A 13,623-nucleotide genomic window follows, 5' to 3' on the forward strand; every position below is an offset into this window, starting at 1 on the left:
TGCCGACACCCGGCACTGCGTCAAACCCAAACCCTTTGATGGGGAACAGTTACATGATTAGCCCCAAGTCGATCGAGATCATCAAGAGCATCACCCCAGCCGTTGCCGCCCAGGCCGAGACGATCACCCGCTGCTTTTATCGGCGGATGTTCGAGGGGAATCCCGAGGTGCAGGCGTACTTCAATCCAGCTCATCAATTTTCGGGAGGACAGCAACAAGCCTTGGCCGGCGCCATCTGCGCCTATTTCGCGAACATCGATCAACCCGAAGTTTTGGGGCCGGCAGTCAATCTTATCGCGCATAAGCATTGTTCGCTCGGCGTGCAACCCGAGCATTATCCGATTGTGGGCAAGCACCTGCTCGCCGCGATTGGCGAGGTGATGGGAGACGCCGTCACCGAGGAAATCGTCGCCGCGGTGGTCGAGGCCTACGAGTTTCTCGCCCAGGTCTGTATCGAGCGTGAGCGAGAGATCTATGCACAGCAGCGGGGGGCCGACGGCGGTTGGAACGGTTACCGAGAATTTATCGTCGACCGCAAGGTGCGCGAGAGCGACGTGGTGACCTCTTTCTATTTGAAACCGGCCGATGGCGGATCGGTGCCCGACTATGAGCCGGGGCAATACATCACGGTGAAGATCGATCATCCGACCGTGCCGACGTCGCCGCGCAACTACAGTCTGTCGGACCGGCCGGGCGTGGGACACTTTCGCATCAGCGTAAAGCGCGAGCCGGCCCCGGCGGCCCAAGCCCCCGAGGGGCTCGTCTCGAATTACCTGCACGACTCGGTCTCCGTGGGTGATCGCTTGCAGATTGGTCCGCCCTGCGGCGAGTTTACGATTCCGGCCGATGTTGAGACCGACCGCCCCATCGTCTTACTGGCCGGCGGCATCGGCGTGACACCGTTGTTGGCCATGGCGAAGTCGCTTATCCATCGCGGTGTGCAGTCGCCGATCTATTTCCTGCAGGCGGCCCGCAACAGCAACGTACACGCCCTGGCCGAGGAAGTGCGCGCTTTGACGAAGCAGGGCGTGCCGGTGACGACGCACATCATGTACGACGCGCCTCTCGCCGACGACACGGCAGGTGCGCATTGCGACAGCACGGGCACGATCGATCGTGACTTTCTCGAGCAGTGGGTCCCCTACGAGCGCGCCGAGTTCTATTTCTGTGGACCGAAGCCGTTCATGCAGACGATTTATGGTGCGTTGCAGGAACTGGGGGTGGAAGAAGATCGCATCCACTTCGAATTCTTCGGTCCGCGAGGCGAGATCACCACCAACCCCGCGGACGCCGCGATATAAGCGTTCTCGAAAATAGAAAAGGCGGCGCGTCGTGGCTGCAAGGGCCACCGACGCGCCGCCCCAAGGTTTATCGCGCCATTTTCGGTTAGACCGGAGGCGTATTCGTGCTCACCTCACCGACTTCGGCATCGGTGAGCGTGTCATCCACGACGTAGTAGAGGAACCAGTCCTGACCGGTATCTCCGGTGAGTTCGTCCTCATCGCCATCGTCGAAGACGGTATCGCTGTCGAGCACATAGCTGCCGTTGAGGCCACCGCCATTTTCGAGGTTGCTCAGGCGCGTGGCGTACGAGTTGCCGCTCGACCATTCGGCCAGAATCGCGAGCAGGGCTAGATCGTCGCCGTCATGGTCGGTATAGCCGGCGATCTGGAGATCGGTGCCCGTGCCTCCCACGATCGTATCGGCGCCAGAACCACCGATCATGAGGTTCGAGCCGCTGATGCCCAGCAACAAATCGTTGCCTCCCCGACCGACCAGGACGTCATTGCCCGAGCCGGCGATGAGCGTGTCGTCGCCATCCAGAGGATTCTCGGTACCCTCGCCGCCATCGCCGAACAGCAGGTCGTCGTTGGCGCCGCCATCGAGCGAGTCGTTCCCCAGATTGCCATAGAGCGTGTCGTTCCCGGCTCCGCCGATCAGGGTATCGTCTCCTTCGGCGCCATCCCCTTCGAGGCCGTCGCCATAGACGAGATCGTTCCCGGCGCCAGCGTCGACCAGATCGTGACCGTCTCCGGCAAAGATGACGTCGTCACCGTCACCGGCTGTGATCGTGTCGTCACCATCGCCGGCGATGATCAGGTTCTGCGCGTCGTTGCCGGTGATCGAGTCGCTGTACGGCGTGCCGTAAATGGCCTCGATGGTCTCCGGATCGTCGAGCGTGATGGTCAACCCCGACTGCGAGACGGCAACGGTCTGCGAGATATCGACCGTAATCGCCGCGGCAAACTCGCTGAAGTCGAGCATGTCGAGATCGGACGAGGCCACCACGTAATCCGATCCCAGATCGATCGAATCGTCGCTCCGGCTGAAGCGGAAGACATTATCGCCCTGTCCGCCGAACAGCTCGTCGTCGCCGGCACCGCCTTCGAGCGTATCGTCTCCACCACCACCGTAGAGGGTATCGTTTCCGCCTAGGCCAATCAGGAGATCGTTTCCTTCGTCGTCACCGGGGCCGTCCGCGTAGTCGCCATAGAGCAGGTCGCCCGCGTCGCCACCGACGAGCGTATCGTTGCCAGCGCCGCCGATCAGCGTTTCGATGCCGGCGCTGCCGTTGAGCGATTCGACACTGGCCTGAATGAAGTCGTCACCGGCGCCTCCATCGAGCCAGTTGTGGCCGGGGCCACCGTGCAGCGTGTCGTTGCCGTTGCCGCCGTAGAGTTGATCGTTCCCTTCGGCGCCATCTCCCTCGGCCCCGTCGACCCGGTTGGCGTAGAGCAAATCGTCACCATCGCCTCCCAGCAAGGTGTCGTCGCCCATGTGACCGATGAGCGTGTCGTTGCCCGAATTGGGTCCCTCCAGGCCAGGCAGATAGTCGCCGAGCAGAACGTCGCGGCCGGCCCAACCTTCGAGATGATCGTCGCCCCCTCCGCCGATCAGAACATCGTCGCCGGCGCCACCAATCAACGTATCGTTGCCTTGGGCGCCGAAGACGGTCGTCAGACCATCGTCGCCGAAAAGGACATCCGCCCCGTTGCCTCCTTCGAGTTGATCGTTGCCGGCGCCGCCATAGAGCCAGTCGTTGCCGGCATACCCGTCGAAGTGCCCACCCTCTCCGTGCAGATGGTCGTCGCCCGCTCCGCCGTACAGGGTGTCGTCATTCGCGCCCCCTTCGAGGGTAGTGGCGAAGCTCGTGACGCCGCGAGCGTCGATCACGTCGTTGCCGGCTCCACTATACGCACTCACCGTGCCCGTGGCGCCGATCGTGAAGTTATCGACGTAGCTGACGCTGATGCCACCGAGCCTGGTCGTGCGAATCTGCACCGTCGTGGCCGAGGTCTGTTCGATCTCGACCTCATCGTCGCCGCCACTTCCCTCCCAGATGGCTTCGGTTCCGACGAGTTGCGTGCGGAAGACGTGAATCGCATGGGTGATCGTGCTCAACGCGCCGTTCGAATCCTCGACGACTACGCGGACGAGATAGGTGCCCGGATCGAAGCTGTGGACGACGGTCAGCGTATCGTCGTCGGTCACCGAGTAATCGGCGATGCCGTCGTTGTCCCAGTCGATGCGGTAGGAGTATTCCTCGGGCATCGTTGGCGTGGCGTCATCCACCGTGAAATCGAACGAGATATTCCCCGCGCGCCCGTGGGCGGGCGCGGCAATGCCGACTAGCGAGTCCGACACGACGAACTCGTAGACAAAGTCGTCGCCTCCCGTCGAATCGCCATTGCCATCCAGTTGTTCGCCAAACGCACCGACCAGATCGGACGCCAGACCGCGCAACTCGTAAGCGCCGGGCAACGGCGTGTCGAGCAACGTCAAGGTTACCACGCGGCCGCGCACGTCGGCCATCAGCGGGATGATGTGATCGTCGAGCGTGTTATAGGTATTATCGGCCCCCTTGCCGCGCAACACCCAATTGGCCGAGTCGTTGAACGCCAACAGGTCGACTTGACCGCTCATCCGCAGTTGGATGACGTCGCTCAGAATGCCTTCGGCCAAGGGATTACCCGGGCTGCTCGTCAGCGAATCGATCGTGATGGGATCGAAGACCGGACTCTCGGTAATCGCCCGATAGGTGTTCGCGCGTCCCGCTCCCATGAGCCCTTCATAGCCGGGGTTCAATCCATCGATGGCATCGGCCGTGACGATCAACTGCGCCACGACTTGTTCGCGCGTCCAGGAGGGATTCACCGACCAGATCAGCGCGGCCACCGCGGCGATATTGGGCGCGGAGAAACTCGTGCCGCTGGCGGTCACGTAGTCGCCCGAGTCGTAGCCGAGCGGGCCGGGATAGTCTGGCGCGATCAAATCTTCGCCCGGCGCGGAAATGTCGATCAATGCGCCATAGCTGGTAAAGTCGCTGCGGAGATCCCCCGGTCCGGTACTCGCCACGTGGAGCGCCTGCGAATAGAGGCCGCCGTTGACGTACTCTTCGTCCGAATTGCCGGCGGCGATCACGATGATCATGCCGGCGTCGTAGGCGTAATTGAGCGCGGCCGTGAGAATCGGATCGTTCTCGTTGACGACGAAGCTCATGTTGGCGATCTTCGCGCCATTGTCGGCGGCGTAGACCAACGCCGCGGCCACGTCGGCCGAGTCGATCCCAAACGGATGCCCCACGCGTAACGGCATGATGCGCACGCCGGGCGCCGTGCCCACCACTCCCGTGTTGTTGTTCATGGTGGCCGCGATGATGCCTGACACCGCGGTGCCGTGCATGCCGCGGTCGTTCACGTTATTGATGCCGAGCAGGAAATCCCAGCCGAGAAGATCATCGTTGTAGCCGTTGCCATCTTCATCGTCGAAATTCACCCAGCGCGAGTCGTCGAGCAGGTCGTGGCCGTCGATGTAGCCCGTGCCGTTGAAGTCGTAGACGTAGGCCGCGTTCAAACTGTCGTTGAGATCGTAGAACGTGATCTTCGAATCGGAATCGACGTCGACCAGATTCGTCAGAATATCGCTGGGAATCTCATTCACATTGATCATCACGCTCATGTACAGATCGGGATGCGCGTAGGTCAGGCCCGTGTCGAGCACGGCGACCACGACATCGGGACTGCCAATCGTGATGTCCCAGGCGTCGATGTTCTGCATGATTTCATGGTGATACTGTTCCGAGAAGAGCGGGTCGTTCGGAATCAGCAAGGTCGGATTCTCGACCGAGGCAACGCCCGAGCTCCAATCGGTGAACGAGAGGCCGGCCAGTTCGGCCGCGGCCACGGCAGGTGAGACACCCTGGGGCAGCGTCAGCTTGACGAGCGTCTTCCCTCCCAGGCGATCGGTCGGATGGCTCAAAACCAACTGGGCCGAATCGAGCACGGAACTATCCGCCCAGCTCGGCCAGGTGAATTGCTGCACGAAGCTCGAGACTTCCGTGGCGGCAACTTTCTGCGAGCTGCTGATCGAAACGACGATCTCGTCCTCCAGGAACGTCGTCAGCGAGAGCATGCGGCGTTCTTCCAGGGGCTCGCACGCAATCGCCGGTTTCGACAATCGACCGACCGTCGATCGCCAAGTAAAGCTGCGTTTCTGTCGCCGCGTCGCTCGAAGAGGCCATACCATCGTCCTGACTCCCTGGGTTAACGTCGCGTGATTGGTACAGAAAGTACAACGGCCCGACGCGAAGGCACCCACCCGCTTCGGCAGCAAAGCCCACTGCCACGCGAATCGCTAGAAGTTGCGCGGGCCCTCGCTCCCCCCGCGCAATAACGCAGAGCATCAATCAGACGTCGTCTCTGCGAAGCGCCGCTGAAGTTATCGTTTGCGACGCGATTGTCAAAGAAATTGTGCGACTACTTGCGATGGGTGTGACACACAGTTGTCACTCGACGCGCATATTTCGCAAAACTCTTGCGCATTCTTCAAGAACACTTGCATTCATGTGCAACACACATGAGGGGTGATTACCCTGCGCTATCAGGGAATACACACCTAATATCACAGTAACTCACTTGGCATTGCGGGTGCGCCGAAGTCGATCGTTCGAGGCACCCCCGCAGAGCAACACGCCAGTCCGTGCGTGTCATTCGGCAAGCCGCCGTCTGCGAGTGAGGATCGCTGCGCATCCACCTCGCATTGTTCCGTCGCACGAACCACGGCCGCTAGGGCGCGTAGATGGTGCGGCCACCGTCCACCGGCAGGCAAGCGCCGGTGATAAAGTCATTTTCGATCAGGGCCAGCACCGCCTGGGCGACATTTTCCGGGCTCCCTTCCCGTTTGACCAAAGTAGCTTGGATCGCTTCGTTTCGTTCGGCGGCTGGCAGCTCGGGCGGTAGCATTACGGGACCTGGTAGTATGCAATTCACGCGCACCCGCGGATTGCGCGTTCCGAGTTCCACGGCCAGCGAGCGCGTCATCGTGGTGACGGCACCTTTGGAAGGAAAGTATGCCGCGTAGTTCAAATAAGGACGGGCTTCGGCCCAGTCTCCCACGGTGATGATCGAGCCCCCTTCGGGCTGCTTGACCATAACGAGCCCCGCCTGCTGTGAGCAGAGAAACGTCCCCAGCGTGTTGATCTCGAAATGGAGCCGCACGTCGGCGGCGGTCACCTCTTCCAGCGGCTTGCGCTGCCAGATGGCCGCACAGTTGACGAGCACGTCGAGGCGGCCAAATCGTTCGAGCACGGCCGACACCATCTCACGCACGGCCACTTCGCTGGCAAGATCGGCTTGAAACGCCGCCGCTCGCACGCCCGCTTGGGTCAGCCGATCGACCGATTCGGCGGCATCGTGGGCGGAACGCAAATAGTGTATGGCAATCGCATAACCGCGCGCGGCGAGGGCCTCGGCCACGTAGGAGCCGACGCGGCGTTTACCGCTGCCCGTAACCAGGGCGACTCGTTCGACAGGCATGCAGGCAACTCCCAAAGTCAATGGTCATGCGACAGTGCAACTACTCAAGATAATCCACCGACCGGCACGCGGTCACTACGGCGCAGAGCGCGCCCATTAGCCCAGCAAACCAGCCGCAGGCCGGACGCAGAACACAGTCAACGAACGCGGTCCGTGCGCGCCGATGACCAGCGATTGCTCGATATCAGCCGTTTTCGAAGGCCCCGACATGAACAGGCCCTGGCTCGACGTGCCGATCTGCAGCCGGGCGTACGCCTCGTGCAGATTATGGACGATCTGGTCGGCCGGCAGCACGAGCACCAGGTGCTGCGTGATGAAGTAGATCACGCGATGCTTTAATTGTTCGTCGGTGACCCAGATGGCGCCATTTTCGGACACGCCGAACGCTCCTGGCAGGATCGCCCAATCGACCGTCTCGAGCTCGTGCGGATCGTCGATCGTCGCCAGATCGATATTGCCCGCGATGCTTCCGACATAGGACACAATCTGCTTCGCCCCCTGATAGGCAGGCAACTCGGCCAGATGGCTTTCGATTTCGGCCTCGCGATCGATGAATACCACACGTCCGCCGACGCTCTCGACCAGCTTCGTGAACTGGGCGAGAGGATCGTCGTACCGAATCCAATCGCGGTCGAGCCGCGGCAGCGCGGCCTCGCCCAGTTGATGGGCGCGAATGGCGGCAAGAATCGTGGCTTTACTGTTGCTCATGACGGCGTGCGCGAAACTGCTGTCGAAAGCTCTGGGCAGGAAACTCCGGCAGCTCGCGTTGGCGTCCCCAAGAATTCAACCGGTTGTAGACCAGAAAACGCGGCAAGCGGGGCACTACCACGCGCGCGACGCTGCCTAGCGCTCGGTACAGCGCAGGATGCTGAAAGACGACGCTTGCCGCTCGCATCGCCCAACGTTTGGGACGCGAGAGCAGTCCGCGATGCGCCAGCTCGCGCCGCCAGGTGAGCAATTGATGGTGCAAGTCGATCTTCACCGGGCAGACATCGGTACACGAACCGCACAGGCTGCACGCGTGCGGCAGGGTGTAATACTCTCCGGCATTACGCGTGGGCGCAAGGATGGAACCGATCGGGCCCGGCACCGACGTTTCATAGCTGTGTCCGCCACTGCGGCGGAACACCGGGCAGGTGTTCATGCAGGCCCCACAACGAATGCAATACAACGAGCGGCGAAACTCGTCGCTGGCCAGAATGTCGGTTCGACCATTGTCGACCAGCACGATGTGCAGTTCGCCGCCAGGCTTGGGGCCGTGGAAGTGGGACGTGTAGGCCGTGATCGGCTGCCCCGTGGCCGAACGCGCGAGCAGCCGCAGGAAGACGCCCAGGTGCTCGGTCCGTGGGATCAACTTCTCGAGCCCCATGCAGGCGATGTGCAACTTGGGGAGCGAGGCCCCCAGATCGGCGTTCCCCTCGTTCGTGCAGACGACGATCCCCCCCGTCTCGGCAATGGCGAAGTTCACGCCGGTCAAGCCCGCCTCGGCCGCCAGGAACTTCTCGCGCAGATGCTGGCGGGCGGCCTCGGCCAGGTAGTTAGGATCGGTAGCGCCGGCCTCGGTGCCGAGAAACTCGTGAAAGATGCGCCCGACGTCTTCTTTCTTCTGGTGAATCGCGGGGAGCACGATGTGGCTCGGCGCCTCTCCCGCCAGTTGCACGATGCGTTCGCCGAGATCGGTATCGACCACCTCGATGCCGTGCCGTTCGAGAAAGGGATTCAGGTGGCACTCTTCCGTGAGCATCGACTTGCTCTTTACCAGCCGGCGCACCTGTCGCTCTTGCAACAGACCCAGCACGATCTCATTGTGCTCGGCGGCGTTCCGCGCCCAATGCACGACGGCGCCGCGGCGGGTCGCCTCGCGCTCGAATTGCTCGAGCAGCTCGGCCAGATGGGCCACCGTGTGGGCCTTGATCTGCGAGGCGCACTCGCGCAATGTTTCCCACTCGGGCAGCGTCTCGGCCGCCTTGTCACGCTTGGCGCGCACGAACCAGAGGGTCTCGTCGTGCCAGTGAGCGCGAGAATCGTTACGGACGAATTCGCGGGCCAGGGCGGCGTGATTCATGCCGGATACCCCGCGAGGATCTCGGCCACGTGCATCACGCGCAACGGTTTCCGCTGCCGGCGAATCAACCCCTCGAGGTGCATCAGGCAAGACATATCGTTCGCCGTGAGGATCTCGGCGCCGGCGGTTTCGTGATCGTGGATCCGATCCAGCCCCATCATGCAGGAAACCGCCTCTTCCGAGACGGCGAACGTGCCGCCAAAGCCGCAACATTCATCGGGGCGGGCCAGGTCGACGAGTTCCAGGCCTTCGAGCAGTTGCAGCAGTTGCCGCACCTTGTTGAAAGGAGGCGTCATCAGTTCGCTCGAACGGCCCAACCGCAGCTCGCGCAACCCGTGGCAGCTTTGATGCAAACCCACGCGATGGCGAAACGGCCGGTCCAGCTTTTCGAGCTTCAAGACGTCGATAAGAAACTCGCACAGCTCAAACGTCTTCGCCTTCAGCTCCTCGAAGCCAGGCTTGCCTGCCAGGTACTCGTCGTAATGGCAGCGGACCATCGCCACGCAACTGCCCGAGGGTGCGACGACATAATCGTACGGGCGAAAGATCTCGAGAAACCGCTCGGCGAGCGGTCGCGTTTGATCGGTGCAACCGGTATTCGCCATCGGCTGACCGCAGCAGGTCTGCTGCTCGGGGAATTCCACGTCGTAGCCGAACTCTTCCAACAGCGCGACCGTGGCCAGGCCGACGCGCGGATAGAGTTGGTCGATGTAGCAGGGAATAAAGAGACCGACTTTGGACATGCAACAGGCGGGGAGTGGCAGGCTGGCTGGGACTATCGATTATGATACGCGGTCGCGGCGTCATGCGAAACGCCTGTCGTAGAGCGGCGGGGGGCGCCAACCATTTTGCAACTTGGCGTTCAATAAATGTGGTGCGTTTGCTCCGCAAAATGATCGGTGGTACCCACCCGATCCAGAGTTGGACGGTATGGGGCGCCGCCCGCTGCCCCCGCAAGTTGAAATCTGAGAAGCGTGTGCCTACTTTGACGAACGATGCCTTGCGAACAAGGGGCGAGAACTCGAGGTCTGGCGCCATGGACAACGAATGGATCTTCAAAGTCTCCAACTACGGAGTGTTGCCGGTGTGGCTGCTGTTGGCGCTGGCGCCACGGTGGCGGGTGACGGAAGTCATCGCGGGAAGTGCCGTCGTGTCGCTGGCGATCGCCGCCGTCTACGCCGCGATCGCCTTCACCTCGCTGGGGAGCGCCGAGGGGAGCATGGGCTCGCTCGCAGGGGTGCAACAGTTGTTCACCAACCCAAGCGTGGCGCTCATCGGTTGGTTGCACTATCTGGCGTTCGATTTGTTCATCGGCGCGTGGGAGGTCCGCAACGCCCGACGCATCGGCATCCACCATCTGCTGGTGATTCCCTGCCTGGCCGCCACGCTCATGTTGGGACCCGTGGGGCTTTTGATGTACTTCGTGCTGCGGTGGATCTATAAGGAGTGGGTGCTGCCGGCGGATGGCACGGCCGGATAGTTAGCAAGGTTCGAGGTATCAGAGGTTCTCTTCGTATGGACCAGGGTATCGTTCAAGACGGGGCCGAACGGCTGCGTGCTGCGCTACTCAGCGAAGTGACGGCCTGCTATGCCGCTCGACTGGCGACGGCCGGTCCGCGACGGAAGCATTGGATCGAGAAGGTTCTGCGACGCAAGGTGGAACGCGAGTGGAAGAAGCTGCGGATCTCGGGCCATACGCTGTGGTGAGAATTAGGCCGAACAACTCCGGACTTCGCCGTTCGCGGCGATCTTCCTGGAAAACTTGGCATTTCGCGGGACGATTATGCACAATGAGCGGGCACCTGAGCGTCGGTCGGATGCGCGACGACAGGTGCGGGAGATCGCTCGATGTTTCCGGTCGGTCGATGTTGCGTGCTTCTCGTGGGTGTCTTGCTCGGCGCGGCGCCGCTTCGCGCTGAAGAGGGCGCGACGGTTGCCGCTGCCACCGAACCGAACGAGTATAGCGATTTCATCCGCCCACTGTTTGCCCAGCGCTGCTTTGCCTGTCACGGAGCGTTACGGCAACAGTCGGGCCTGCGACTCGACTCGGCCGCGTCGACCATTGCCGGCGGAGAGAGCGGACCCGCCGTCGCCGCCGGCAAGAGCGCCGAAAGTCTACTCGTCGATGCGCTGCGTGGCACGGCCGGCTTCCGCATGCCCCCCGAAGATCACGGCGAGCCGCTCGCCGAGGAGCAGATCGCACGGATCGAGGCATGGATCGACGCCGGCGCGTCCGTCCCGGCACAAGACGAGCCGGAGCGCGACCCTCGCGATCATTGGGCGTTTCGCGCCATCGCACGGCCTGACGTTCCTCCGGTCGAGGACGCCGCGTGGCAGGAGAATGCCATCGATGCCTTCATCGCGGCGGCGCACGCGCGCGAAGGTTTGACGGCGGTTTCAGAGGCGCCACGCCACATCTGGCTGCGGCGTGTCTATTGCGATCTCGTCGGCTTGCCCCCGACTTCGGAAGAACTGGCGGCCTACCTGGCTGACGATTCCCCCGAGGCCGAAGCCACGGTCGTCGATCGCCTGCTGGCCAGTCCGCAATATGGCGAGCGCTGGGGACGGCACTGGATGGACGTCTGGCGCTACAGCGACTGGTATGGTCGCCGCAGCGTGCCCGACGTGATGAACAGCTATCCCACCATCTGGCGCTGGCGCGACTGGATCGTTCAATCGCTGAACGAGGATCGCGGCTACGACCGCATGGTGCGCGAGATGCTCGCCGGCGACGAGATCGCCCCCGAGGACGCGGAGACCACCGCGGCGACCGGGTTCATCGTGCGCAATTGGTTCAAGTGGAATTACAATCAGTGGAAGCGCGACCTGGTCGAGCATACGTCGAAGGCCTTTCTTGGGCTGACGATGAATTGCGCCCACTGTCACGATCACAAGTATGACCCGATCAGCCAGGAAGACTACTTCCGCCTGCGGGCCTGCTTCGAGCCGCTCGAGCTGCGGCACGATCGCGTGGTGGGCGAGGCCGATCCGGGGCCGTTCAAGAAGTACATCTACGCAGAATCGTATGGCCCGATCGCCTCGGGCATGATCCGCGTGTTCGACGAGCAACTCGACGTGCCGACGTACATGTACGCGCGTGGCGACGAGCGAAACAAGATTGAAGGTCGGTCGCCCGTCGAGCCCGACGTACCCACGGCGCTTGCGGGCAGCTTCCAAGTGGCGCCGGTGTCGTTGCCCGCGCGGGGCTGGTACCCGGGTCTCAAGGGGTTCATCCAAACCGAGGATCTGGCCGTCGCGGCCAAGGCGTTGCAAGAGAGCGAGGCGGCACTCGCCGGGGCACGCCAGGCATGGCAAGGCGTCGAGCAACAGCTTGCGGCCAGCGAAACCAAGGCCACCGCGGGGGCGGCCACGGCAGGCGCGCCTGCCACGGTCACGCTATCGCCGGAAGCAGTGGAACTGGAACGAGCCAAGCTTCGCCTGGCCGAGTCCGGGGCACTCGCGGCGCGCACGCGGCACGATTCGCTCGCCGCGCGTATCGCCGCGGAGAACGCACGCTACTTGCCGGAAGATCCCAGTGTCGCACCGGAAGACGCGGCGCTCGAGGAGCTTGCCCGCGCCGCCGCGCGAGCCGAACGCATGGCTGTACTGGCCGCCGCTCGCCAGCAAGAGACCGACGCGCGACTCAAGCTGGCCACCGCCCAGGCGCAGCCGAATTCCGATGCGGCCGCCCAAACCGCGAACGTCACAAAGCTCGCAGACGACGTGCGGCAGGCAGGCGATGCGGTCGAGGCGGCGTGGTCCGCCCTGGCCGCCGATAGCACGGATTACGCTCCTCTCGGCCCACAGTACCCGCGCCAAAGCACGGGCCGGCGCACGGCGCTTGCCCAGTGGATCACGTCGGAAGAGAACACGCTCACAGCCCGCGTGGCGGCCAATTACCTGTGGATGTGGCACTTCGGCCGGCCGCTGGTCGAATCGGTGGCCAATTTCGGGCGCAGCGGGAAGGAACCCTCGCATCCCGAACTGCTCGACTGGCTGGCCAGCGAATTGCGCGAGAACGGCTGGCGGATGAAGCCACTGCACCGCACGATGGTCTTGAGTCGCGCGTATCGCTTGGATTCGGCGATGGGCGGACAGGCTGGCGAAAACCTGCGGCTCGATCCCGACAATCGCTGGCTGTGGCACTTTCCGCGCCGGCGGATGGAGGCCGAGGAGGTGCGCGACAGCGTGCTCTACGTCACGGGGGGATTGGACCTGACCCAGGGAGGCCCAGAGATCGACCACGTCGAGGGACTCACCAGCCACCGGCGCAGCATGTACTTCGCGCAGCATGGCGAGGGCAAGATGCAGTTTCTCGAGTTGTTCGATGGCGTCAACGTCTGCGACAGCTATCGGCGGACCACGTCGGTCATGCCGCAGCAGGCCCTGGCCCTGGCGAACAGCGAGCTGTCATGGCGACAAAGCCGGCTGGCAGCGCAGGCCCTGCTCGATGCAGTGAGGCAGCAAGGCGCCACGGCCGGAAACGAGCGCAACACAGCCATCCTCGAGCGCGCCTTCGTCCAGATCCTCGGCCGTACGCCCCGCGAATCAGAACGTCGCGCCACGCACGAGTTTCTCGCCCAGCAGCGGGCACTGTTCGCCACGTTGCCTCCCCCGGCAGAGGACACGCCTCCCGCGGATACGGCGCCAGGAACCGCGCCCTCGTCCGATGCCGAGACACGGGCCGTCGAGAATCTCATCCATGCCCTACTGAACCACCATGACTTCGTGACGATCCACTAA

9 protein-coding genes are annotated in these 13,623 nt (G+C 62.9%); 4 read left to right on the plus strand and 5 right to left on the minus strand.

The genetic code is table 11. The features are described 5' to 3' along the window. Positions 1 to 53 precede the first annotated feature (53 nt). Positions 54 to 1,301 (plus strand): NO-inducible flavohemoprotein, encoded by a 1,248-nt coding sequence (gene hmpA, locus KF708_23415; protein ID MBX3415654.1) that lies wholly within the window; start codon positions 54 to 56, stop codon positions 1,299 to 1,301. 85 nt (positions 1,302 to 1,386) lie between these two features. Here the strand turns inward: hmpA and KF708_23420 are convergent, their stop codons facing one another. The 5 genes from KF708_23420 to KF708_23440 form a co-directional block, all read right to left on the minus strand. Beyond that, positions 1,387 to 5,526: a S8 family serine peptidase gene (locus KF708_23420; GenBank protein ID MBX3415655.1), complete on the minus strand. Its 4,140-nt coding sequence runs from the start codon at positions 5,524 to 5,526 to the stop codon at positions 1,387 to 1,389. 539 nt (positions 5,527 to 6,065) lie between these two features. Next, a complete protein-coding gene (locus KF708_23425; protein ID MBX3415656.1) occupies positions 6,066 to 6,815 on the minus strand; it encodes an SDR family oxidoreductase in 750 nt (249 codons plus the stop codon). Between the two features lie 96 nt (positions 6,816 to 6,911). Further along, positions 6,912 to 7,502: an LUD domain-containing protein gene (locus tag KF708_23430; GenBank protein ID MBX3415657.1), complete on the minus strand. Its 591-nt coding sequence runs from the start codon at positions 7,500 to 7,502 to the stop codon at positions 6,912 to 6,914. A 7-nt stretch (positions 7,503 to 7,509) separates the two neighbouring features. Beyond that, on the minus strand, positions 7,510 to 8,880 hold the full coding sequence (locus KF708_23435) for a lactate utilization protein (GenBank protein ID MBX3415658.1): 1,371 nt from the start codon (positions 8,878 to 8,880) through the stop codon (positions 7,510 to 7,512). Continuing rightward, positions 8,877 to 9,623 (minus strand): (Fe-S)-binding protein, encoded by a 747-nt coding sequence (locus KF708_23440; GenBank protein MBX3415659.1) that lies wholly within the window; start codon positions 9,621 to 9,623, stop codon positions 8,877 to 8,879. The genes KF708_23435 and KF708_23440 overlap by 4 nt, the downstream gene beginning before the upstream one ends. Before the next feature lie 293 nt (positions 9,624 to 9,916). Here KF708_23440 and KF708_23445 point away from each other — a divergent pair, with 293 nt between their 5' ends. The 3 genes from KF708_23445 to KF708_23455 all read left to right on the plus strand — a co-directional run bounded on the left by KF708_23445 (position 9,917) and on the right by KF708_23455 (position 13,623). Beyond that, complete coding sequence (locus tag KF708_23445; protein MBX3415660.1) at positions 9,917 to 10,360, plus strand: DUF4281 domain-containing protein; 444 nt, start codon at positions 9,917 to 9,919, stop codon at positions 10,358 to 10,360. A 35-nt stretch (positions 10,361 to 10,395) separates the two neighbouring features. Further along, the gene (locus KF708_23450; GenBank protein ID MBX3415661.1) at positions 10,396 to 10,587 is read left to right on the plus strand and encodes a hypothetical protein; all 192 of its coding nucleotides are present in this window, start codon (positions 10,396 to 10,398) and stop codon (positions 10,585 to 10,587) included. A 141-nt stretch (positions 10,588 to 10,728) separates the two neighbouring features. Then, the gene (locus KF708_23455) at positions 10,729 to 13,623 is read left to right on the plus strand and encodes a DUF1553 domain-containing protein (GenBank protein ID MBX3415662.1); all 2,895 of its coding nucleotides are present in this window, start codon (positions 10,729 to 10,731) and stop codon (positions 13,621 to 13,623) included.

Source organism: Pirellulales bacterium, from assembly GCA_019636335.1.
GTDB lineage: Bacteria > Planctomycetota > Planctomycetia > Pirellulales > JAEUIK01 > JAHBXR01.